Annotated in this window: 20 protein-coding genes; 12 read left to right on the forward strand and 8 right to left on the reverse strand. The window is 72.5% G+C overall.

Annotated features, from left to right (window positions below):
- The 3 genes from ACFWM7_RS20010 to ACFWM7_RS20020 all read right to left on the reverse strand — a co-directional run.
- Positions 1 to 581: cellulose binding domain-containing protein (locus tag ACFWM7_RS20010; RefSeq protein ID WP_383262483.1), on the reverse strand; the 581-nt coding region annotated here is incomplete at its 3' end.
- 153 nt (positions 582 to 734) lie between these two features.
- On the reverse strand, positions 735 to 2,192 hold the full coding sequence (locus ACFWM7_RS20015; RefSeq protein ID WP_383262485.1) for an ATP-binding protein: 1,458 nt from the start codon (positions 2,190 to 2,192) through the stop codon (positions 735 to 737).
- A complete protein-coding gene (locus ACFWM7_RS20020) occupies positions 2,189 to 2,905 on the reverse strand; it encodes a response regulator transcription factor (protein ID WP_383262486.1) in 717 nt (238 codons plus the stop codon). Before ACFWM7_RS20020 ends, ACFWM7_RS20015 begins: the two co-directional genes overlap by 4 nt.
- A gap of 134 nt (positions 2,906 to 3,039) precedes the next feature.
- Here ACFWM7_RS20020 and ACFWM7_RS20025 point away from each other — a divergent pair, with 134 nt between their 5' ends.
- Positions 3,040 to 3,606, forward strand: coding sequence for a hypothetical protein (locus tag ACFWM7_RS20025; protein WP_383262488.1), 567 nt, complete (start codon positions 3,040 to 3,042; stop codon positions 3,604 to 3,606).
- Between the two features lie 17 nt (positions 3,607 to 3,623).
- On the opposite strand, the gene ACFWM7_RS20030 is transcribed toward ACFWM7_RS20025, so the two are convergent.
- A complete protein-coding gene (locus ACFWM7_RS20030) occupies positions 3,624 to 4,571 on the reverse strand; it encodes a spermidine synthase (RefSeq protein WP_383262490.1) in 948 nt (315 codons plus the stop codon).
- 76 nt (positions 4,572 to 4,647) lie between these two features.
- On the reverse strand, positions 4,648 to 5,154 hold the full coding sequence (locus ACFWM7_RS20035) for a hypothetical protein (protein WP_383262492.1): 507 nt from the start codon (positions 5,152 to 5,154) through the stop codon (positions 4,648 to 4,650).
- Between the two features lie 287 nt (positions 5,155 to 5,441).
- On the opposite strand from ACFWM7_RS20035, the gene ACFWM7_RS20040 reads away from it, so the two are divergent.
- Positions 5,442 to 6,845 carry a tetratricopeptide repeat protein gene (locus tag ACFWM7_RS20040; RefSeq protein WP_383262494.1) on the forward strand — a complete coding sequence of 468 codons (1,404 nt, stop codon included), beginning with the start codon at positions 5,442 to 5,444 and terminating at the stop codon, positions 6,843 to 6,845.
- A 989-nt stretch (positions 6,846 to 7,834) separates the two neighbouring features.
- On the opposite strand, the gene ACFWM7_RS20045 is transcribed toward ACFWM7_RS20040, so the two are convergent.
- A complete protein-coding gene (locus tag ACFWM7_RS20045) occupies positions 7,835 to 9,187 on the reverse strand; it encodes an XRE family transcriptional regulator (protein ID WP_383262495.1) in 1,353 nt (450 codons plus the stop codon).
- Positions 9,188 to 9,382: 195 nt separating this feature from the next.
- Here ACFWM7_RS20045 and ACFWM7_RS20050 point away from each other — a divergent pair, with 195 nt between their 5' ends.
- From ACFWM7_RS20050 to ACFWM7_RS20065, 4 genes are read left to right on the forward strand one after another with little or no spacing between them, the layout of a single operon-like run.
- Positions 9,383 to 10,231 (forward strand): dTDP-glucose 4,6-dehydratase, encoded by an 849-nt coding sequence (locus ACFWM7_RS20050; protein ID WP_383262497.1) that lies wholly within the window; start codon positions 9,383 to 9,385, stop codon positions 10,229 to 10,231.
- Positions 10,180 to 11,034: an ATP-grasp domain-containing protein gene (locus tag ACFWM7_RS20055; protein ID WP_383262499.1), complete on the forward strand. Its 855-nt coding sequence runs from the start codon at positions 10,180 to 10,182 to the stop codon at positions 11,032 to 11,034. Before ACFWM7_RS20050 ends, ACFWM7_RS20055 begins: the two co-directional genes overlap by 52 nt.
- Positions 11,031 to 12,164 (forward strand): DegT/DnrJ/EryC1/StrS family aminotransferase, encoded by a 1,134-nt coding sequence (locus tag ACFWM7_RS20060; RefSeq protein WP_383262500.1) that lies wholly within the window; start codon positions 11,031 to 11,033, stop codon positions 12,162 to 12,164. Before ACFWM7_RS20055 ends, ACFWM7_RS20060 begins: the two co-directional genes overlap by 4 nt.
- Positions 12,164 to 12,595 (forward strand): low molecular weight phosphotyrosine protein phosphatase, encoded by a 432-nt coding sequence (locus tag ACFWM7_RS20065; protein ID WP_383262512.1) that lies wholly within the window; start codon positions 12,164 to 12,166, stop codon positions 12,593 to 12,595. The genes ACFWM7_RS20060 and ACFWM7_RS20065 overlap by 1 nt, the downstream gene beginning before the upstream one ends.
- A 20-nt stretch (positions 12,596 to 12,615) precedes the next feature.
- Here the strand turns inward: ACFWM7_RS20065 and ACFWM7_RS20070 are convergent, their stop codons facing one another.
- Positions 12,616 to 13,791, reverse strand: coding sequence for a glycosyltransferase (locus ACFWM7_RS20070; protein ID WP_383262501.1), 1,176 nt, complete (start codon positions 13,789 to 13,791; stop codon positions 12,616 to 12,618).
- Positions 13,792 to 14,235: 444 nt separating this feature from the next.
- Entirely contained in the window at positions 14,236 to 14,832 is a 597-nt protein-coding gene (locus tag ACFWM7_RS20075) for a histidine phosphatase family protein (RefSeq protein ID WP_383262503.1), read from the reverse strand.
- Positions 14,833 to 15,073: 241 nt separating this feature from the next.
- Here ACFWM7_RS20075 and ACFWM7_RS20080 point away from each other — a divergent pair, with 241 nt between their 5' ends.
- The 6 genes from ACFWM7_RS20080 to ACFWM7_RS20105 all read left to right on the forward strand — a co-directional run bounded on the left by ACFWM7_RS20080 (position 15,074) and on the right by ACFWM7_RS20105 (position 21,631).
- Positions 15,074 to 16,093 carry a phosphatase PAP2 family protein gene (locus ACFWM7_RS20080; RefSeq protein WP_383262504.1) on the forward strand — a complete coding sequence of 340 codons (1,020 nt, stop codon included), beginning with the start codon at positions 15,074 to 15,076 and terminating at the stop codon, positions 16,091 to 16,093.
- Positions 16,094 to 16,211: 118 nt separating this feature from the next.
- On the forward strand, positions 16,212 to 17,231 hold the full coding sequence (locus ACFWM7_RS20085) for a hypothetical protein (protein WP_383262514.1): 1,020 nt from the start codon (positions 16,212 to 16,214) through the stop codon (positions 17,229 to 17,231).
- On the forward strand, positions 17,222 to 18,838 hold the full coding sequence (locus ACFWM7_RS20090; protein ID WP_383262507.1) for a hypothetical protein: 1,617 nt from the start codon (positions 17,222 to 17,224) through the stop codon (positions 18,836 to 18,838). Before ACFWM7_RS20085 ends, ACFWM7_RS20090 begins: the two co-directional genes overlap by 10 nt.
- Before the next feature lie 37 nt (positions 18,839 to 18,875).
- Positions 18,876 to 20,210, forward strand: a complete 1,335-nt coding sequence (locus ACFWM7_RS20095; protein ID WP_383262508.1) for an AAA domain-containing protein — start codon at positions 18,876 to 18,878, stop codon at positions 20,208 to 20,210.
- 123 nt (positions 20,211 to 20,333) lie between these two features.
- Positions 20,334 to 20,675, forward strand: coding sequence for a hypothetical protein (locus tag ACFWM7_RS20100; RefSeq protein WP_383262509.1), 342 nt, complete (start codon positions 20,334 to 20,336; stop codon positions 20,673 to 20,675).
- Between the two features lie 269 nt (positions 20,676 to 20,944).
- Positions 20,945 to 21,631: a bifunctional DNA primase/polymerase gene (locus ACFWM7_RS20105; RefSeq protein ID WP_383262511.1), complete on the forward strand. Its 687-nt coding sequence runs from the start codon at positions 20,945 to 20,947 to the stop codon at positions 21,629 to 21,631.
- The last annotated feature ends 44 nt before the right edge of the window (positions 21,632 to 21,675 follow it).

The following is a 21,675-nucleotide window of genomic DNA, read 5'->3' on the forward strand; positions in this document are numbered from 1 at the left end:
CCACCGGGGCGGCCGGTGGCGGTGGGGGTCGGCGTCGGGGGGCTGGTGGGGGCGGTGGCGGAGGGGGTGGCCGGGGTGGCGGTCGGCGTGGGGGCCGCGGTCGGGGCGTCCGTGGGACGGCCGCTCGGGGTGGGGGTCGCGCCGCCGTCGGCGGAGCAGGCGGCCTCGTTGATGAGGCAGTCGGCCGGGTCACCGGCGGAGCCGGTGGCGGAGGTGACGAAGCCGACGGTGACCGACTTGCCGGGGGCGAGTTCCTTGTCCCAGCTCGCGGGCTTCACGGTGACGCGGCCGCCCTTCACCGTGTGCTCGCCGTTCCAGAGCGAGCCGATCTCCGTGCCCGCCGGGAGGTCGAACTCCAGCGTCCAGTCGGTGAGCGTCTCGTCGGTCTCGTTGGTGACGACGTACTGGCCCGTGTAGCCGCCGTTCCAGTCGCTGGTACGGGTGTACGCGGCGCCGACCGCGGCGGCCTGCGCCGTGCCGGACAGCGCGAGGACCGTCCCGCCGATGACGGCGGCGGCCACGACCGCGCCGATCGCCTTGGTGCGGGTGGTCGTCGTGCGACGGTGCGTACGGGAAGCCATCAACGTGCCCTGCCTGCCTCTGTGTCCTGCGGAGTCCTGCGGATCTTCCTGGGGGGATGCGGAGCACGCTAGCGGCAGCGGAACGGGCGAAAGGGACGTTGCGGACGGGAGTTGATGTTCTTAGGGTGCGCTTAAGGAACGCATGGGTGCGGGTTAATGCTGGGCCCCCGGGCCGGTCGCGGTCCGGGATTCCTTGCGTCGCTGCCAGCCCGTCCGGCGGCCGACGCGGCGGCCGTGTCCGCGCCGCCCGCGCTCGGGCCGGCTGCCGTGCAGGCCGATCCAGATCCGGACCTCGGTGCCGCCGAGGACGGACCGGCCGATGCGCAGGTCGCCGCCGGTGGACTCGGCGACCCGGCGCACGATGTCCAGGCCGAGGCCGGTGGAGCCGACGGAGCCGGCCGCCCCGTCGCGCCCGCTGGCACCCCTGGCGAGGGCGGCCTTCGGGTCGTCGATCCCGGGGCCGGCGTCGGAGACGAGCACGATGACCGCGTCGCCGCTGTGGTGGACGTCGACGGCGAAGGCGGTGCCCTCGGGCGTGTGGCGGAAGACGTTGCCGAGCAACGCGTCGAGGGCGGCGGCCAGTTCGGGGCGGGCGACAGGGATGCGTACCGTACGGTCGACTCCCGCGAGGCGCACCTCGCGGCCCTCGTCCTCCGCGAGCGCCGACCAGAAGCCCATGCGTTCGCGGATCACCTCGGAGGCGTCGCAGCCCGCCCCCGTCTGCACCCCCTGGGTCTGCGGGCGCTGTTCGCGGGCGGTGCGGATGATCGCGTCGACCTCGTGCTCCAACTGCTGGACCGCCGCCCGGGTCTGCTCGGCCGCCGGGCCCTCGCCGAGGGACGCGGCGTTCAGCCGGAGCACGGTGAGCGGGGTGCGCAGCCGGTGCGAGAGGTCGGCGGCCAGCTCGCGCTCGTTGGCCAGGAGCTGGACGACCTGGTCGGCCATGGAGTTGAACGCGACGGCCGCGGACCGCAGTTCGGTGGGGCCCTCCTCGGGAACCCGGGTGCCGAGGCGCCCCTCCCCCAGGTCCTGGGCGGCCCCGGCGAGGCGCTGGGCGGGCTGCACCATCCGTACGCCGAGCCGGTCGGCGACCGCGACCGAGCCGACGATCAGCGCGACGCCGACACCCGCCAGCATCAGCCAGGCGGTGGCGACCCCGTTGGAGACCTCGCCCTCGGGGACGAACACCTCGACGACGGCGATCTCCCCGGTGCTCAGCGCGGTCGGCTGGAGGAGCGCGAAGCCGCCGGTGACCTCGGTGATGGAGGCCCGCCCGGCTTTACGCACGGTCTCCACGTCCTTGGGGGCGGCGCGCCGGGTGCCGATGTCCAGGGGCCCGTCCTCGGCCTCGGCCCCTGCCTTCGCGGGGGCCGGGACGTGGACGGCGAGGTGGCCCCGGTCGCCCGGTTCGGTGGACAGGACGGCCCGGGTCAGCTCCTCGCGGTCGGTGGTGATGGAGAGGGTCGGGGCGATCGTCCCGGCCTGGCGTTCGGCGTCGGAGAACGCCCGGTCGCTGGCCATCTCCCGGATGACGAGTCCGAGGGGTACGGCGAAGGCGATGACGACCATCGCGGTGACCGCCAGGCAGACCTTGACCAGGGCCCATCTCATGCGGGCGGCTCCACGGCCGGCGCGTCGGCGGGCGGCTGGAGCTTCACGCCGACGCCGCGCAGGGTGTGCAGGTAGCGCGGGCGGGCGGCGGTCTCGCCGAGCTTGCGGCGCAGCCAGGAGAGGTGGACGTCGATGGTCTGGTCGTCGCCGTAGGACTGCTGCCAGACCTCGGCCAGCAGCTCCTTGCGGGCGACGACCACGCCGGGCCGCCCGGCGAGGAAGGTGAGCAGGTCGAACTCGCGGCGGGTCAGGTCGAGTTCGGCTCCGTCCAGCTCGGCGCTGCGGCGCAGCGGGTCGATGGAGAGCCCGCCGACGCGGATGACCCGGGGCGGCGGCGCCTCGCCCCCGGCGGCGCGCGAGCGGCGGAGCACGGCGGCCATCCGGGCGGAGAGGTGCTCCACGGAGAACGGTTTCGTCAGGTAGTCGTCGGCGCCGTCGTTGAGGAGCCGGACGATCTCGCTCTCGTCGTCCCGGGCGGTGGCGATGATGACGGGCACGTCGGTGATGGACCGCAGCATCTTCAGCGCCTCGGCGCCGTCCAGGTCGGGCAGCCCGAGGTCGAGGATGACCACGTCGAAGCGGAAGTGCGCGACCTCGCGCAGCGCTTCGAGCGCGGTGCCCACGCTCCGTACCGTGTGGGAGGCCTCACTGAGGTGCCGGATGAGGGCGGAACGTACGAACTGGTCGTCCTCGACCACGAGCACACTTGCCATGGGCGGCACCGTACGCCATGCCGGCGGGCCCGGTCCCGGCCCCGCCGGAATCCTCCGCAAAGGCCGGAGAAGGGCGATTGTCCGTGGCCCCCGGGTGGGAGCGGGGGCGGGCCGGGTGGTGCAGGATGTGCCGGATGCAACGAGGACTCGTACACGTGCTGGCGTGGTCGCTCGCCACCGGCGCGGCGGTCACGCTCTCGTGGTGGGGTGTGCACACGGTCATGACGGGGACGGCGTACGACCCGCCCCGGGCCGTGCCGATCTCGGTGGGCGCGGGGCCTCCGCAGCGCATCGGGCAGAGCACCGAGCCGCCGCTCGTCTCCTCGACGCACCGGACGTCGCCCTCCCCCTCCGCCGCGAAGCGCACCGGCGGGCCGAGCCCCTCGCCGTCGGCCCCGCGCCCCTCCCGTACGCCCTCGGCCACCGCGGCGAAGCCGCCCGCGCGGTCGACTCCGGAACAGGCTTCGGGGCAGGTGAAGAGCTATCGGACCGACGGCGGCCGGGTGGTGTTCGAGCTGGGCGCCGCCTCGGCGAAGCTCGTCTCGGCGACGCCCGAGCCGGGCTGGTCGATGCAGGTGTGGACGAACGACGCGTGGATCCGGGTGGACTTCAGCGACGGGGGCGGGGAGGACGGGAAGACGTACTCGGTGTTCTGCACCTGGAACGGGACGCCGCCCACGGTGCAGATCGTCGAGCCGTAAGCGGTGGTCGCCTCTGCTCAGGGGTTTTCGAAGACGGACGGCGGGGGCGCGGGGGACGGCTTGGCCGCGGCGTCGGTGACGACGGCCGCACCCCCGGTGAAGTCGGTGAGCGCGCGGCCGTGTTCGACGCGGCCGGGGTGCGGGTCGCTCGCCACCCGCCGGGTGAACTCCGCGACCGGCAGCGGCAGGGCCGAGGCGAGCAGGACCGCGTTGCCGAAGCGGCGGCCCCGCCACACCACCGGGTCGGCGGCCAGAGCCAGTTCGGGGAAGACGGCGGCGGCGGTGGCGACCTGGCCGCGCAGATGGGCGAGCGGGGGGCCGTCCGCGAGGTTGGCGGCATAGCGCCCCTCGGGCTTCAGGACCCGGCGTACCTCGGTGAGGAATTCGGCGGAGGTGAGGTGGGCGGGGGTGCGGGCTCCGCTGAAGACGTCCGCGATGACCAGGTCGGCCCAGCCGTCCGGGAATCTGCCGAGCCCTTCGCGGGCGTCGGCCGTCCGGACCCGGACGCGGGCCTGGGGGTCCAGCGGGAGGCAGTCGCGGACGAGCTGGACGAGGGGCGCGTCGAGTTCGACGATCTGCTGGGTGGAGCGGGGGCGGGTCGCGGCGGTGTACCGGGCGAGGGTGAACGCGCCGCCGCCCAGGTGCAGGACGTGCAGCGGCTGGAGCGGGGGTGCGGCGAGGTCGATGACGTGGCCGAGGCGGCGCTGGTAGGCGAACGAGAGGTGTGCGGGGTCGTCGAGGTCCACGTGGGACTGCGGGGCGCCGTCGATCAGGAGCGTCCAGCCGTGCGGGCGCTCCCGGTCGGGTATGAGCTCGGCGAGCCCGCCGCCGACCGGCCGGGAGACCGGTTCGCGCTCGGCCCGGGCGGAGCCCCGTCTGCCGTCCTGGCGCCCCTTCGCCTTCGGGCCCACGGCCTTGTCCGCGGCCTTCCCCTTGCCCCGGCCCGGCGTTCCTCGACGTGCCACGTTCACTGGTCCTTGCTGGTGGGGGCCCGGGTCGCCGGCTTCGCGGAGGTGTTCCGCCGGTCCGGCCATTATGGGCTCAGCAGCAGTTGTCGGCCGCCTCGATCAGCCGGGCGGCCTGGTCGAGGGCGGCGCGGAGCACGGCCGGGTCGGTGACCGGGGCGTCCTCGGCGGGCGGGAGCAGCCAGCCGGATCCGGAGACGGGCGGCTCGGCGGGGATGCGCAGCCCGCGGCCGTCCGTCCGCGTACAGGCGCTGCCCGGTACGTCCCAGGCGTCGGCGGTGCCGGGCGGCACGAGGAAGCCGAGGGTGTCGCAGGCCCCGTCGTGCAGGACCGGGCCGACTGCCTCCCGGTCCCCGCGGCGGCGGAGGATGTCGACGGCTTCCAGGCCCTGCCGCGCCGGGACCGTGACGAGGTCCAGGGAGAGGTCCGAGGGCTGGTCCGCCGGGGCGGGGGCCGTACGGACCTGCACCGGCTTCACGTGCACCGGCACCGGCACCGGGGGTGCGGGGTTCTTCGGGGTCGTCGGGTTCATGGGGGTCGTCGCGGTCGTCCGTGAGCCGGTCTCCCTGCCGAGATGCAACAAGGGAACCCCTCCTCTCATCGCCGAACGGAGCCACACTCCGTCTCCACATGGACCAACGCCGGGGGTGCGTCAAGGGCTACGGGCCCACACCGCCGCAAAGGGTGGCAGTTCATGGCGGATCACGGTCGGTATGCCCCTTTCGCAACGAAACGCTGCGTGTGCGCCCCGTCACAGCAGGTACGTTCTTGCTCCGCCGGGACACCGGAACTCCGGTCAGGCCGGGGCGGCCGGGGAGGCCCGGGAACGCCGGTGGCACGATCCCCGGCTGCACCAGAGAGGGGCCGGACATGGCGTCGACAGGGGCAGTTCCCAACCTCGCCTTCCGCCGGCTGCGCGGGCAGCGCTCCGCCGGGGAGTTCGCGGCGGCCGTCCGCAGAGCGGCCCGGGAGATCGGGGAGCAGGTCGCTTGCGACGCCCGGTACATCGGGCGGGTGGAGTCCGGGGAGATCCGCTGCCCCAACTACGCCTACGAACGCGTCTTCCTGCACATGTTCCCCGGGGCGTCCCTGGCCGACCTGGGGTTCTCGGCCCGCGAGAGCGTACGGGGGCGGGGCGCGCGGGTCGTGTCCGAACCCCCGCCCGAGGCCGCTTCCCCGGCGCTCTCTCCGGGGCCCGCCCCCGCCCCGGCGCCCCGCGACACCGAAACCGACGACATCCCCGAGGAGAGCGACGTGCTGCGTCGCGTGTTCATGACGAGCGGCACCGCCACGGTGGCGGCCGCTTCCCTGGGTCTCGGCGGGGCGCCCGCCTCCGCCGCCCAGGTCTCTCTGCCCGCGCAGCGCCGGGTCGGCGAGGCGGAGGTGGTCGCCGTCGAGAAGGCCGTGCGGCAGATCCGGCTGCTGGACGACCGGCACGGCGCGGACGGGCTCTACCGGCGGGCCGCGCAGCCGCTGCGCGCGGCGTACGAGCTGCTGGACGCCGGAAGCACCGCGCGGCGCGCCACCTCGGACCGGTTGCACGCGGGCGCGGGCGAGCTGGCCATCTCGGTGGGCTGGCTGGCCCACGACTCGGGGCGCTTCGACGACGCCCGCTCGCACTACGCGGAGGCGCTGGCGACGGCGCGGCTTGCGGGGGACGCGGGGCTTGAGGCGCACGCGTTCTGCAACACGTCGTTCCTGGCCCGGGACGCGGGGCGGCCGCGTGAGGCGGTACGGGCGGCCGAGGCCGGGCAGCGGGCGGCCCGCACGCTGGGGTCGCCCCGGCTGCTGGCGCTGCTCGCGCTGCGGGAGGCGGGGGGCCGGGCGGGGCTCGGTGACCGTACGGGGTGCGACCGGGCGATCGGGCGGGCCCGGGCGGCGTTCGACCGGGGCCCCGCGTCCGGTGACCCGGAGTGGATGAGCTTCTTCCGGGAGGCGGAGCTGGAGCTGCTGGAGGCACAGTGCTGGTCGGCGCTGGGCGACTGGTCCCGGGCGGCGCGGCACGGGCGGCGGGCGGTGGTGCTCCAGGACGCGCACTTCACCCGGAACCTGGCGCTGTACCGGGCGCAGCTCACGGGGGACCTGGCCCGGGCGGGGCGGGCGGACGAGGCGGCGGCGACGGGGCACCAGGTGCTGGATCTGCTGACCCGGGTGCAGTCGTCGCGGATCCGGGGGATGTTGGCGGGGGCGGTGCGGGTGCTGGAGCCTCGGGGCGGGGCGCCGGAGGTGTCGTCGTTCCTGACCCGCCACCGGGACTCGGCCCCAACCAGGTGAGTGGCTGTTGGTGATCCCCGGTTCTGAGTGGCCTTGGGTCCTACACTGGTGTGGTGTCCAATGGCACCGGGCGGGCCGGGGAGAGGAACTTCCTGTGGTGAACGGCTGAGGCCGGAGGCACGGCCTGATGCGCTGTTCTGTTCTTCGGCGTGTCGCGCCAGGCAGTGGCGTACGGACCTGCGGCTGCGTCGGCATCCAGCAGCCGTGCGGGACGGTGCGGGTGAGTTTGAGTGTCCCGAGTACGGGGCCGGCTCGGTGGCTGGCATCGATCGGCGCTCGAACGCGATCTACTGCTCGCGCCGGTGTGTGGCTGGGACTTGGAGGCACCGGAAGGCCACGTTCGGCGAACGGGCACAGTGACCGCATCGCGAACGCATCCTGAGTCCGACTTTGTTCAGAACCTGTGGTCGAACAGCAGACGAGGGGCTCGTTCACGGTAGAGGACCACGCTGGAGATCGGGCCGATGCGTGAGCACAGCGGCCAGCAGGCCGCGGCGTTGCTTCCGGGCTCCGCGGCCGTCCGGATTTTCTCGGTGGGGGCTCATGGCGCCCGTGGTCGTGCTCAGCGCCAGGAAGAATACGATGGGACACTCCTGGGCATGGCGGGGACGCGAGTCCCGCCCGGTGTGGTCCACGAGGGCAGGGGTTCTGAGTCGTTGGTCAAGGCCCGGAAGGCGCCGTTCACCGGGGCGCCCGCCGCGACAGCGGCAGACAGGCCGGTCGCCTTGCCCTGGGGGTACGCGTAGTTCGCGGCCTCGTCGGTCGTGCGGTTCGCCGCGTCGTTGAACGGCCGAGAGGTAACCTCCCCGCCCTCCTGGCCGAACCCGGTCGAGGCATCCCCGCGACCTGCGAGGTTGCTGTCCGGGTGCGGGTTCGCGACTTCCGACCGCGTCGGCCTGCTTCCAGTGTTCCTGTCTGTCCCCGGGCGCTGTTGGTCACACGTTGGTCATGTGATCTGCACAGCCTGTCCGGTGTCCGGGCAGACTGGTTCACACACGCACGGGCGTCAGCCGCTGGTGTGCGTACGAGCGCAGGTCTTGAACGGCCGTTTCGCCCTTGTGGGGTTCGAATGAATCCCACAGAGTGCCGCAGACCAGGTCGAGGCACCGTGAAGCGCCTGTTCCCAGGGCGGTGTCCAGCGCTGTACGGGTATCCGACACGGCTGCGTCGACGTCGCGGCCGGCGAGCGCAGCGTGGGCACGATAGGTGAGCATGATGGCGCGAGTCCTCTCCCGTTCGGGAACCAGCAAGCTCAGGCCCTCCTCCAACGCGGCTGTGGCTCGCCGTGGGTCTTCCAGGTCCAGCCAGCAGCGCCCGGCGTCGACGGCGAGGTCGGCGGATGACATCCAGGACACCCACGGGGGTGCGGATTGTGTGCTACCACGCTCCAGTTGGTGTTCAGCGTCGTTGAGGGCGCGGGCGGTGCCTACATCGTCCTGGAGGACCGCGAGGGCACGAGCCCGGCGTACATCCAGTAGAGAGCGAGCGGTCGCGTGGCGGGTTCGGGTACGGGCAAGGGCGAGGATCTCGACGGCCTCACCGGGATGGCCGAGCCAGGTAGCGGAGTAGGCGAGGTCGGAGAGGACTCCGGCTCCGAGATCGCGAGCGTCGGCACTGTGGGCTGAGTGCAGGGCGGTGCGCCAGTGGCGTTGCGCCGAGGCGTGGCGGCCTTGGTCGAAGTGGAGCCAGGCGGCGCTTTGGGCCGCCTGGGCCAGGACGGTACGCAGTCGGCGGCCGGTGGGTTCGTCGTAGCGGGCCGAGTCGAGCAGGTTGATGGTGACGCGCATGGCCGCGCCGAGAAGGTCGGCACACTCCTGAGGGGATGTGTTGGCCAGGCCAGGGAGACGTTCGACGCTGCTCTCCAGCCAGGCGAGCAGGCTTTCGTCGACGCGGCGCCCGGCCAGAGCTCCGGCCAGACGTTCGGGTTCGACGCGGGCCCATTCGGTTGCCATTCCGACTAAGGATCCGGCGGCGAGAACGAGGAAAGTGCGGCGGTCAGGCTGGTCGAGTTCCACCGATAACTCCGTGTGGGCGGCGCGGGCGCCGGCCGGGCTGAGAGGGAATGGGCGGTCGTAGGCGGGGAGCCACCACGGCCAGGGCGCCGTCCGCAATCGGGCGGAATCAATGCCCAGAACTTCGGCCAGCAGCTCCTGATAGAGATCGCTGGGGGCGCCTACCCGCCTGTGCTCCCACCGGTAGATACGACTGCGGTCGGCAGCGATGCGAAGACCACGGCGTTGCGCGGCCAGGTTCAGGTGGCGGGCTAGTTTTTCCATGCTCCACCCTCGCTGTTGGCGCACGTAGGTCAGGGGATGGCGTACCGCTTCCGTCGTCATGCTCACCCCCCAACTCTGGTGTCTGTACGGCACCGTAGCGACCCGATTCGAAGAGCGGGCCCACATCGGGGATACAGACTTCGAAGGGGTGGGCGGCCCACCGTGGAGGCAGCTCGGGGAGGCTCCGGGCATCTCTCGACGGCCTGTGGACATCGGCTCTCTGCGTGATGTGCCGGGCCACCACACTTCCGGGAGGCGTGCATGGAACACGTACTCGTCACTGGAGGTGCGGGCTTCATCGGCTCGCACTTCGTCAAGCGGATCATCCGGGCCGAGGACGTCGCCCGCGTGACCGTCCTCGACGCCCTCACCTATGCCGGTCACATGGAGAACCTGGGCATGGCGTTCCTGTCGGACAAACTACGGTTCGTCCACGGCGACATCCGTGACGCAGCTGTTGTCGACAGCCTGATGGCGTCCGGTCCCACAACAGTGGTCCATTTCGCGGCCGAGTCCCACGTCGACCGTTCCTACAAGGCGGCCGACGCGTTTCTGTCCACCAATGTTCTCGGCACCCAGGTGCTTGTGGACGCGGCTCACCGCCACGGCATCGGCAAATTCGTCCACGTCTCGACCGACGAGGTGTACGGCCCGCTGTTGGAGGGGGCGGCGACCGAGGATTCACCCTTGCGGCCCTCGGTCCCGTACGCGGTGTCCAAGGCGGCCGCAGACCTGGTGGCCCTGGGCGCTCACCAGACCCTTGGGCTCCCGCTGTGTGTAACCCGCAGCAGCAACAACTACGGGCCCTACCAGTACCCGGAAAAGATCATCCCGCTCTTCGTGACCCGGCTCTTGCGAGGAGCGCCCGTCACTCTCCACGACCGGGGGCAGCACGTACGTAACTGGCTGCATGTTGAAGACAACTGTGCCGGGATCGAAGCGGTGCTGCGTGGCGGGGAGCCGGGGGAGATCTACAACCTCGGTGGAGGCATTGACCTGCCGGGCCAGCCCAAAGCCGGGGTTGGCTCCAGTGCCGGTGATTCCTTCTCCCGCAAGTCGTGCCACAGGTCATCCCGACGGCTGACGACCAGGACTACCGGGCCCGCATGACCGGGCTGTGTCGGGCGCTGGCGGTACACGCGGTGGTACCCGCCATCGAGAACGATCTTCCGCCGCTGCTGCGCATGAGTTCTCGGCTGGAGGAGATCGGCGTGCGCATGTGGCTGCCCGAACCCGCATCGGTACATGCATGCATCGACAAGGCAGCCTTTCATCGTGTGCTCACCGAGCGCGGGGTGCCAACCCCTCGGTCATGGTGGGGCGACACTCTCGACCGAGTGCCCGAGAACACGCAGCTGGTGGTCAAGCCCCGGCGCGGCCACGGTGCCCAGCACGTCCACTTCGTCGAGAAGAAGGAGCACGCTCTGCTGCTGAGCGAGGTGGTCCCTGACGCCATGGTGCAGGAGCGGGTGTACGGAACCGAGTTCACAGCAGACTGCCTGGTGGACCGCACAGGCCGAGCGTCGGCGATTCTGCGCCGCCGGGACTTGGTGAAGGCTGGGCTCGCCGCGGTCTCCACCACCTTCCATGACGCCGCCGTGCTCGAACTCGTGCTGGCCGCCCTACGTGCTGTACGCGCCGAGGGCCTGTGCTGCGTACAAGGCTTCGTCCAAGCGGACGGGCAGGTCACCATCACCGAACTGAACGTCCGGATTGCCGGCGGATTCCCGCTGACCGAGGCGGCCGGAGCTGACCTGGTCGGCCAGATGGTCAACGGGCTGTTCGGTCTCCCGGTCGACCATGACCGCCTGACCTACCGGACAGGGGTGTTCCTGACCAACTACGTCGAGACGTTGGCCGTCGGTGAGACGAGCGACCTGAAGCGCATCGCCATGAACGGGGTGACCACATGAGCCTGCCCATCCCCGACGCCCGGCGCAACGCGTCCCCGTACCCTTACGGACGAGAAGCAGCGTCTGTCGCCCGAGTCCTGGAGGCCGGCCAGTACGGACACACTGACCTCACCGCCGAATTCGAAAGGCGGATCGCCGCGTACCTCGGCGTACCCGACGCGGTGGCCGTCAGTTCCGGTACCGCTGCCCTGCACAGCGCCCTGCTGGCCACAGGCATCGGCCTGGGCGACGAGGTGATCGTGCCGTCCATGACGTTCTGCGCCACTGTGCAGGCCATCCGGGCTGTCGGAGCTGCCCCGCGGTTCATCGACGTAGACCCGGCGACGTTGTGCGTCACACCGCAACTCGTCATGGATGCAGTCACCGATGACACGGCCGCCGTGCTGCCGGTGCTATTCGGCGGCCGGGCCACCGACCTCAATCCCATTGGCGAGGATCTGGCGGAGCGAGGCATCGTGGTTATCGAGGACGCCGCCCATGCCTTCGGTTCTCACCGCGGACCCGAACACATCGGCGCCGATGACACGGCCCTGACGTGCTTTTCCTTCGGCCCGGTCAAGAATCTGACGTGTGGCCAAGGCGGGGCCGTCATCCCCCGTACGCCCGGGGAGGCCGCCTCCGTCCGCCGACTCCGCATGCTGGGTGTCAACCAGTCCCAAAGCGTGCGCGCTGAGACCACCAGCTACCAGGTGGAAGGCTTCGGCTTGCGGTATCAACTTTCGTCCATCAACGCCGCCATCGGACTGGCGCAGCTCGACCATTTCGACACCACCGTGCGTTCCCGGCGGCATTTGTGGCGCACCTACAGCGATGCCCTGAACGCGTTGGATGGGGTGACGCTCGTCGACATCGACCTCGACCACACGGTGCCGCACCTGTGCCAGGTACGCGTGCCGCACAGGGACCACGTATTCGCCCACCTACGGGCGAGGAACATCGGCGTCGGCGCTCACTACCCGCCCAACCACCTTCAGCCCGCCTTCGCACGCTGGACGCGTGAGCTGCCCGCCACCGAACGGGTCAGTCGGGAAATCCTGAGCCTGCCCTTCCACCAGCACCTCACCGAGGCAGACGTCCACCGAGTGGTGACTGCCCTGGGACACGCGCTCAAGGTCACAGGCGGTTCATGATGTCGAATCTGCTTGTCGTGTGTCTGGGGAACTACTGCCGTAGCCCCTTCGCTCAGCTTGCTCTCGCTCGACGGGGTGGACCACGTATGGCCGTTCGCTCAGCCGGGCTGATCGGCAAGTGGCAGGACCAGCCGGCTCATTCCGCCATGATCAACGCCGCCCGGCGGCTGGGCTATGACCTCACCGCCCACCGTGCTCAGCAGACCAGCCTGGACATGTTGGATTGGGCGGACAAGGTACTCGCCATGGACGCCTCCGTTCTCGCCACCCTCCGGGCCGTCTGCGGTCTGGAGAACGAGAACAAACTGCGTCTCTATCTCGGCGACCGGGACGTGCCCGACCCGATGGGCCAGGGCGACGCTGCGTTCCATGAGTGCGCTGTGCTCATTGAAGCTGGCACCGCCCTCCATACCGGTGGACGGATCATGTAGCCCTCTGCGGGCCCGCGCTGTTACTGGGACACTGCGGACAGGATCACGTCCACGAGCCTCTCCGCAGCGTCCGGGCGCCCATGTGCCCTAGCTGCCGCTGCCATACTGGCCCGGCGCTCCGGATCGTCGAGGAGCGGCCCGACCGCCTCGCGCAGGTGGCCGCCGGAGACGCCGCCGAGGAGGGCGACCGCCGCGCCGGACTGCTCCAGGTGGCGGGCGTTGTGGGCCTGTTCGTTCCCGGCCGCCGTGGCGAGCGGGATGAACACGGCGGGCCTGCCCAGGGCGGTGAGTTCGGCGAGGGTGCCCGCGCCGCTGCGCGAGATCACCAGGTCGGCCAGGGCCAGGACGTCCGGCAGCTCCGGTCCGACGAACGGGGTGAGGTGGTACCGGGCGGCGAGGGAGGCCGGAAGCCCTGCGGCGCGCGCGGAGAGTGCCTCGTGGTGGGCGGGCCCGCACTGGTGCACGACGTTGGCGCGTTCCAGCAGCCACGGGAGTTCGCCGCCGACCACGTCGTTGATCTGCTGCGAGCCCTGCGCGCCGCCGGTGACGTACACCGTGGGAAGACGCCGGTCGAAGGAGTGGAGGCCGAGTGCGGTCACCGCCTTGTCCGGATGGCCGGTCAGGACCTCCGGGCGTACGGGGTTGCCGGTGACCACCGTGGCCGACCGCACGCTCTCCGGCAGGAGCGGCAGGGTCGACTCCGAGGACACGGCGATCCGTGCGGCGGAACCGGCGAGCCTACGGTTGGCCAGGCCGAGGCGGACGGTCTGCTCGTGCAGGACCAGCGGCACCCGGCACATCCGCGCGGCGAGCCCGGTCGGCACGGCGACGTAACCGCCCGTCGCGAGGACGACGTCCGGCCGGAAGGCGGAGACCGCGCTGCGCGCCTGGGCGACCCCGATCGGCACGCGCGCCATGTCCCGGACGTTGGCGGGCGACACCATCTTCAGCGGGTTCGCGTGACGCCGGATCTTGCCGGTGGCGACGGTGGTGAAGGGGATGCCCTCGGCGTCGGTGACCTTGGCTTCCAGACCCTCGGCCGTTCCGATCCACAGGACGTCGAGCGTGCGGCCGGACGACGCCAGGCGTGCCCGCAACGTACGGATCGCCGTGAGGGCGGGATAGGTGTGACCACCGGTGCCCCCTCCCGTCACGATCAGGCGGAAGACGGTCGTCTCTTGAGGCGCGATGTTCACGCTGGGCACTCTAGTGGCTGCTGTCCGGTGATCGTTTGCGCCGAGTGGAAGGCGCCGGGATCTTGTTCTGAGCTCACGCGGCGTGTGAGCCAGGGCAGGATGTTGGAGCGACGACCGGGGCCGCCACCTCCAGCCCTTCCCGGGCTACCACTCCAGCCCGTCCGGCGATTGAGGACGGAACCGTTGAGCACGTTCCCGGGCACGCATCAGGGCCTCCCCCGCCCCGGGGCCCGTGAAGCTCCCGCCCACCGGGGCGAAGGGTTCCGTCCTCAAGCGCCGGACGGGCTTGGGTGGTCCAGGGAGCCCGCCAAGCTGACACCCACCGGGTGGACGGTTCCGTCCTCAAACGCCGGACGGGCTGGGTGGTCGCCGGGCGGGCTGGAAGTGGCGCGGGCGGGCTGGGGCGGCGGGCCCAAGCACGAAAGGTGCGGGCACCCCGCGAGGTCACCGGTCCAGGTGGCCCGTGTCGTTCCAGCGTTCCACGGCCGGCAGGCCGTACGCCCAGCCCAGGACCGACAGCGACGTCGGCTCCAGCCGGATCCGCGCGCCGAAGGACAAGTCCTCACCGAGCCAACGGGCACCCAGCGCCCGCAGAATGTGGCCGTGGGCGAAGACCAGCACATCCCGGTCCGAAGACCGCGCCCACGCGACGATCTCGTCCGCACGGGCGGTGACGTCGGCCACGGACTCCCCACCCGGCACCCCGTCGCGCCAGATCAGCCAGTCCGGCCGGTCCGCCTTGATCTCGGCCGGGGTCAGCCCCTCGTACGCCCCGTAGTCCCATTCCATCAGCGCGTCCCACGGCTCCGCCCGCTTCCCGAAGCCGGCGAGCTCGCAGGTCTCTGCGGCCCGGACCAGCGGACTGGTGCGGACCTCGACGCCGGGCAGCCCCGCCCACGGCGCCCGGTGCAGCCGCTCACCGAGCAGCTTCGCCCCCTCGCGCCCGCTGTCGAGGAGCGGGATGTCCGTCCTGCCGGTGTGGTTGCCCCGGACCGACCACTGGGTCTGGCCGTGCCGGGCGAGCAGGATGCGCGGTGCCATGAAGGCTCTCCCTGGAACGCTGGTGCTGGGTTCTTCCATCATCCCGTACCGGCCCGTCAGGCAACCTCCCGGGCCCGGGAGGCGTCCCTCCCTGGTGCAGCCCCCGGCGAAGATTCGGACCACGGCGGGGGCCGCTGCGTACGGGATGTCCGGAAGGGGACCCCGGGGGACTCGGCGGCACGGTGCCGCCGTACGGTTGAACGTTCGTCGTCGGCCGCATGAACATGGGGAGAGCTACCGGATGCCGCACGCCACCGCGCCGCCCCCGACCGGTCATCGGCCCCGCTGGTGGACGGAGCTGCCACTGATCGCGGTGGTGTACGCGCTGTATTCGGTGGGCCGGCTCCTGGTGCGCGGCGATGTGTCGACGGCGGTCGACCACGGCCTGGCTATCCTCCGGCTGGAACAGGCGCTGTACCTCAACGCCGAGCACCCGCTGAACCGTCTCTTCACCAGCACCCCGTCCCTGGGCATACCCGCCGACTTCGCGTACGCCTCCCTGCACTACCTGGTCACCCCCGCCGTCCTCATCTGGATGTTCCGGCGCAGGTCGACGGCGTACCGGGCGGCCCGGGTCTGGCTGATGAACTCCACGCTGCTGGGTCTTGTCGGCTTCACGCTGATGCCGACCTGCCCGCCCCGCCTGCTGGACGCGAGCCACGGCTTCGTCGACACGATGGCGCAGTACAGCGCGTACGGCTGGTGGGGCGCGGGCGCGAGCGCCCCGCGCGGGCTGAGCGGGATGACCAACCAGTACGCGGCGATGCCCAGCCTGCACGTCGGCTGGTCGCTCTGGTGCGGGATCCTGCTGTGGCGGCACGGCCGACACCCACTCGTACGGGCGGCGGGAATCGCCTATCCGCTGATCACCACGATCGTCGTGATGGGCACCGCCAACCACTACTTCCTGGACGCCGTAGCGGGTGCGGCCGTGATGGGCCTCGGGGCCCTGCTCGTGAAGCCCGTCGTCCGGCTCGCCGACGGGGTCAAGGCACGGCTGGCCGGCGTCCTCCCGGGCGGCCTTCCCGGCGGCCGGAAGCAGGGCCGCGCGAGCACCGCCGCCGCGTCGATTCCGGCGACCGTGTCCCCGGATGTCAGTGCCGGGTGCAAGACTTCCACGGGTGAGCGAATCCCCGGCCAGCGGACCACCTCCGCAGATCCCCCCGGCCCGGCAGTCGGCGGCACGGCAGTCGGCGGGCCGGCAGCCAGAGACGCCGCCGACACCGCCGCGAGCGACGACGCTCCGGCAGCGGCTCGCTGAGCTGCGCGGCCCCTCCGTCGCACCGCACCCGCTCGACGCCAGAGCCCTGGCCGCCCTCGCCGCCAACCCCGGCTGCAAGCGGCGGGCCCTGCTGGACGGCGCCGGGGTCGACAAGGGCGTGCTGGCCACCGCGCTCGGCTCCCCCGCCCCCTTCGGGCAGTCCCAGTTCGCCTTCATGCGGGGCAACGCCTTCGAGGCGAAGGTCAAGGCGGACGGCGGCGCCGAGCTGCTGCGCCTGCTGTACGAGCGCCTGGGCGGCTCCTCCGCCGCCCCGGGCCCGGACGTCGCCACGCCCGATCTGAGCGCCGCAGGCCCCGAGGGCCGCGCCGCGCGCACCGCGCTCGCCCTGCGGGAGGCCACGGCGGCGGGCGGCTGGGCGCTGCTGGACCACCCGATGCTGGCCCTGGAGGTGGCGGGCTCCCCCGCCTATCTGGAGCCCGACGCGGTCGTGGTGGATCCCGACGGCCGGTGGACCGTGGTCGAGATCAAGTCGTTCCCGATGATCGACGCGTCGGCCGACGCGTCGAAGGTCGGGGCCGCCGCCCGGCAGGCCGCGGTGTACGTGCTGGCGCTGGAGCGGGTCGCGGCGGTGACCGAGGGCGCGGAGGTCGGGCACCGGGTGCTGCTGGTCTGCCCCAAGGACTTCTCGAACCTGCCGACCGCCTCCGTCGTGGACGTACGCAAGCAGCGCGCCGTGACCCGCCGTCAGCTGACCCGGCTGACCCGGATCGAGGACATCACGGCGGGGCTGCCGGAGGGTACGACGTTCGATCCGGCGTGCGCCCCCGAGGAACTGGACGCCGCCGTGGCCGCGGTGCCCCCGGCGTACGCCCCGGAGTGCCTGGCCGCCTGCGAGCTGGCCTTCCACTGCCGGGCGAGGTCCCGGGCCGAGGGGGCCGTGGAGGCGCTGGGCCGCAGTGTCCGCGGTGAGCTGGGCGGGCTGACGACGGTGGCCGGGGTGCTGGCCGCCGCCGCGGGCAAGGAAGGCGATCCCGCCGATCCGACGGTCGCCGCACTGCGCCGGGCAGCCGCCCTGCGCGCCGAGGCCCTGGAGAGCGCCGCCGGGCTGCGGGCCGAGGCGCTGGAAGCCTCCGCCGCGCGCGCCGGAGCGCCGGAGGGTGCGGCCGCATGTCGCTGATCACCACCCTCGCCCGGCTGGAGGCCGTCGACACCGGCCGCGCCCAGCCGCTCGCGACCGTCCGGCACCGCCATCTCACCGACCGGCCGCTGGTGCTGGTGCCGCTGACCACCGCCGGTGAGGCCGGGGCCCCGCTCGGGGCGCTGGTCGGCACCGACCGGGAGGCGCCCCGGCTGCTGGCCGTCGCCCAGCCGCGCGACCGGGACCTGCGGTTCGCGTTCCTGGCCGAGCTGGCGGAAGCGGTCCTGCCGCACATCGATGCGTACGCGGACGTCGTCGAGCCCGCCGAGCGCAACGAGACCGATCCGGCGACCGGCAGGAAGACCAAGGTCGAGGTCGAGCTGTGCCTGGACGCCGCCCAGCTGGTCGTGCCGAGCCGGGCGGGCGTCGAGTTCGTCAGGCTGCTGGGCCGGTCCATGCGGTTCCGCCGCACCGCCGAGGACGATCCGGACACCCCCTATCCGGCCCCGGCCCGGGTGCCGCTGCTCGGCCGCTGGCTGACGCATTACGGGGAGCGGGCCCGGGTGCCCGGCTCCTCGCTGCTGCTGGCCGGCACCGATCTGCTGAACCGGCACTGGGCGACCGGGCAGAGCAGCCTGGAGGACCAGCACCTGGGTGCGCTGCTGTCCTGGATCGACCCGCCGGCCGGCTCCTCGGGGGCCGAAGCGGCGCTGCGGGCGGAGCTGGCCCGGGACGGGGAGGGGCAGTTGCTGTGCCCGCCGGCCGGTCCGGCGACCGACCCGGACTTCGACAACCGGCTCCTCGCCCCGGCGATCGAGCGGTACGACCGGGCGCGCACGGCGCTCGCCTCCGCCGAGGACGGGCTCGCCGCGGATGCCCGCCTCGGTGAGCTGAGCGCCGCCGAGCGGGAGATCCGTTCGCTGCTGGCGCGGGTCATGCTGCCGACCTGGGACGCGGTCTGGCGGGGTCTCGACCTGCTGCGGGAGCTGCCCGAGGGGTCCAGGGCCGAGGACCGCTGGACCCGGGACCGCTGGTCGTTCACCGCGCACCGGGACCGGGTGCGCTCGGGCGAGCCGCCGCAGCCGCGCCGCGACGACGCGGTGACGGCGGCCCAGAAGCTGGCCTCCCGGGAGACCGCCCAGGCCCAGTTGGAGGCACAGGAGGCGCTCGACGATCCGCTGGTGCTGGCGGGTCGGCGGCTCGCGGGCGAGGCGTTCCTCGGCACGGTGTCCGGGGTGGAGATGGCCTACACCGAGTCGAAGCGGCCCTCGCCGCGCCCGCTGGTCACCGTCCGCACGGACGAGCGACCGCATCTGGGCGAGCGGACGAAGGTCTACCGCTCGCTGGACGGCAAGCCGCAGACGGCGGAGTTCGTTCGGGCCGAGCAGGAGACGGACCACGACGGCGAGATCCTGCTGGTGCTGCGGATCCTGGACCGGATGGGCCGGAGCAAGGAGCCCGCGCCCGGGTCGGTGCCGGAGCCCGGGGAGCGGATCGCCTGGACCCTGTTCGAGCACGACCAGCGCGGCGGGCCGAAGCTGCCGGACCCGGAGGAGACGCCGTGGACCCACGGCGGCCCGCCGGGCGCGGACGCCGCGACGCGCTCGGAGCAACCCGACCCCGTGACCCCGGAGGACCTGCTGTGATCCCGACCTCGACCTCCACCGGCCCGGAGGGACCGCTGTGACCGTCGTGTTCGACCCCGGTGCGGAGGCGGCGCGCGCGACCGGCGCGATCCTCGACGACACCCTGCGCGGCAGCAGCAAGGGCATCGTCGTGGACTCGCCCCCCGGCGCCGGGAAGTCGACGCTGGTGGTCCGGGCGGCCCTGGAGCTGGCCGCCGCCGGGCATCCGCTGATGGTGATCGCGCAGACGAACGCCCAGGTCGACGACCTGGTGGTGCGGCTCGCGGAGAAGGACCCGGAGCTTCCGGTGGGGCGGCTGCACAGCAGCGACTCCGACCCGTACGACAAGGTCCTGGACGGGCTGGCCAACGTCACGAAGTCCGCGAAGGCCGCTGATCTGGCCGGGCTCGACATCGTGATCTCGACGGCCGCGAAGTGGGCGCACGTGAAGAACGTCGAGCCGTGGGGGCACGCGATCGTCGACGAGGCGTACCAGATGCGCTCGGACGCGCTGCTGGCCGTGGCCGGGCTGTTCGAGCGGGCGCTGTTCGTCGGGGATCCGGGGCAGCTGGACCCGTTCTCGATCGTCGGCGCGGACCAGTGGGCGGGGCTGAGCTACGACCCCTCCGCGAGCGCGGTGTCCACCCTGCTCGCGCACAACCCGGAGCTGCCGCAGCACCGGCTGCCGGTCTCCTGGCGGCTTCCGGCGTCGGCGGCCCCGCTGGTGTCGGACGCGTTCTACCCGTACACGCCGTTCCGCAGCGGTACGGACCACGGGGACCGGCGGCTCTCCTTCGGGGTGGCGTCGGACGGGTCGGGCCCGGACCGGGTGCTGGACGAGGCGGCGGAGTCCGGGTGGGGGCTGCTGGAGCTGCCGGCCCGGCACACCCCGCGCACCGATCCCGAGGCGGTACGGGCGGTGGCCCTGGTGGTCCGGCGGCTGCTGGACCGGGGCGGCGTCGCGACCAGCGAGCGGGCGGACGAGCCGGTGCCGGTGACGGCGGACCGGGTGGCGGTCGGCACGGCCCACCGCGACCAGGCGGCGGCGGTGCGGGCAGCGCTCGCGGAGCTGGGCGTCACAGGGGTCGCGGTGGACACGGCGAACCGGCTCCAGGGCCGCGAGTTCGACGTCACGGTGGTGCTGCACCCCCTGTCGGGCCGCCCCGACGCCACGGCCTTCCACCTGGAGACGGGCCGCCTGTGCGTGCTGGCCTCGCGGCACCGGCACGCCTGTGTCGTGGTGTGCCGGGAAGGGGTGGCGGACCTGCTGGACGAGCACCCGTCCACGGAGCCGGTCCAGCTGGGCGTCACGGTGAAGTTCCCCGACGGCTGGGAGGCCAACCACGCGGTGCTGGCCCACCTCGCCGAGCACCGGGTGCGGTGGAAGCCGTAGAAACCGGGTGAAGTGAAAGCCGTAAAGGGTGTCCGGCCGGCGAAGCTCAGGGCCCGGGGCCCTCTTGCGCGGGGTTGGACAATGGAGGGTGGCCGTCCTGGCCGTGCGAGGGAGGAACAGCACATGACACAGTCCGAGCGGAACGAACGGCAGCGGCTGCGCCCCGCGCCGCTGCTCTTCGAGCCGTCTCAGGCCACGGCGGATCCGGAGCACTTCTTCGACCTGGAGTCGCTGGAGGACCCCCAAGAGCTGCTGGCCCGGGCGACCGAGCTGACGCAGGCCTTCCGGGCGGCGACGGACCGGTCGGTGGAGTTCCAGGCGATGGCGGCGGCACAGCTGGCCGACCCGCGCCGGTTCGACCGGCTGACCCCGGCGGACGTCGCGGAGCGCGCGGAGTGGACCGAGGACTACGCGAAGAAGATGATCGAGTTCGGCCGCTCCCTGCTGGACTCGCCGAGAGCCTGACGTACGGAACCCCTTCCCGATCCGGGCGCGACCCGGCCCGCCGGTGAAGCCTGCGAGAGCCTGTCCAGCCCGTCGGAGCCCGCGAGGCCTGTGGGGTCTGTGGTGCCGATGTGATCCGTGGGGCGGCCGGGGCAGATGCTGCGCCGCCAGGCCGGGGGTCAGGTCCCGTGGCATATTCCGGCGGGCAAGATACCCCTCCCCCTCCCCCCCTGTCCCCGTTTCCGGCAACTCTCGGAATCAGTTCCGTCACTCCCGGTAGACCTTGCTCCATGAGCGCATGGCTGAAAGACGAAACGACCCTGCGGACCGGTGCCGCCCCGCACCACGGCGTCGACATCTTCGCCCTGCTGCGGGACCAGTCCGGACCCCAGGCCGCACAGGTCACGGCGGCCGGCGCCGCCTGGCTGGCCGGGGCCGCCCCCTACCCGCGCAGCACGCTCGCCCAGTGGGAGGAACGCCCCACGGCTCCCGGGGTGCTCCCGTGCGGTTCCGCCTTCGACGTGGTGAACGTGCCGGCGCTGTTCGGGCGGCGGATGCTGGAACAGCTCTGGGCGGAGGGGCCCGGCTCCGGTCCGGTCGCCACACACCGGGGCCGGATGCTGCTGTTCGCCGCTCCCGGAACGGCCCAGCGGCTGCCCTCGCTGCTCGCCTGGGAGGAGTGGGGATCCAACGGCTCCGGGGGCTCTGGGGAGCCTCGCGACCCGGTGCCGCCCCTGCTCTGTCACGGCACCGGTGACGCCGTGACCGTACCGCCGCTGACCTGCGCGTCGTCGGACGGCGGGCCGCGCTGGGTGGTCGCCCCCGACACCCGCAATCCGTGGCTGCCCGGTCCCGATGTGCTGCTCTGGGCGTGTGTGCGGGTGAGCCGGTCCGCCTCCTCCCGGGGTGGTGCGCATTCAATTTTTCCTCGGGCGGATCAGAGTGCTAATGTCTACGACGTCACCAGGCGCCGTTAGCTCAGTTGGTTAGAGCAGCTGACTCTTAATCAGCGGGTCCGGGG

The organism is Streptomyces sp. NPDC058375 (assembly GCF_042723425.1).
Lineage (GTDB): Bacteria > Actinomycetota > Actinomycetes > Streptomycetales > Streptomycetaceae > Streptomyces > Streptomyces durocortorensis.

Excerpts from the sequence above, each read along its gene's own strand:
- ACFWM7_RS20050 (WP_383262497.1), top strand. The coding sequence starts at position 9,383 with ATGGAACACGTACTCGTCACTGGAGGTGCGGGCTTCATCGGCTCGCAC.
- ACFWM7_RS20020 (WP_383262486.1), bottom strand. The coding sequence starts at position 2,905 with ATGGCAAGTGTGCTCGTGGTCGAGGACGACCAGTTCGTACGTTCCGCC.
- ACFWM7_RS20015 (WP_383262485.1), bottom strand. The coding sequence starts at position 2,192 with ATGAGATGGGCCCTGGTCAAGGTCTGCCTGGCGGTCACCGCGATGGTC.
- ACFWM7_RS20090 (WP_383262507.1), top strand. The coding sequence starts at position 17,222 with ATGTCGCTGATCACCACCCTCGCCCGGCTGGAGGCCGTCGACACCGGC.
- ACFWM7_RS20040 (WP_383262494.1), top strand. The coding sequence starts at position 5,442 with ATGGCGTCGACAGGGGCAGTTCCCAACCTCGCCTTCCGCCGGCTGCGC.
- ACFWM7_RS20105 (WP_383262511.1), top strand. The coding sequence starts at position 20,945 with ATGAGCGCATGGCTGAAAGACGAAACGACCCTGCGGACCGGTGCCGCC.
- ACFWM7_RS20075 (WP_383262503.1), bottom strand. The coding sequence starts at position 14,832 with ATGGCACCGCGCATCCTGCTCGCCCGGCACGGCCAGACCCAGTGGTCG.
- ACFWM7_RS20065 (WP_383262512.1), top strand. The coding sequence starts at position 12,164 with ATGTCGAATCTGCTTGTCGTGTGTCTGGGGAACTACTGCCGTAGCCCC.
- ACFWM7_RS20080 (WP_383262504.1), top strand. The coding sequence starts at position 15,074 with ATGCCGCACGCCACCGCGCCGCCCCCGACCGGTCATCGGCCCCGCTGG.
- ACFWM7_RS20060 (WP_383262500.1), top strand. The coding sequence starts at position 11,031 with ATGAGCCTGCCCATCCCCGACGCCCGGCGCAACGCGTCCCCGTACCCT.
- ACFWM7_RS20100 (WP_383262509.1), top strand. The coding sequence starts at position 20,334 with ATGACACAGTCCGAGCGGAACGAACGGCAGCGGCTGCGCCCCGCGCCG.
- ACFWM7_RS20025 (WP_383262488.1), top strand. The coding sequence starts at position 3,040 with ATGCAACGAGGACTCGTACACGTGCTGGCGTGGTCGCTCGCCACCGGC.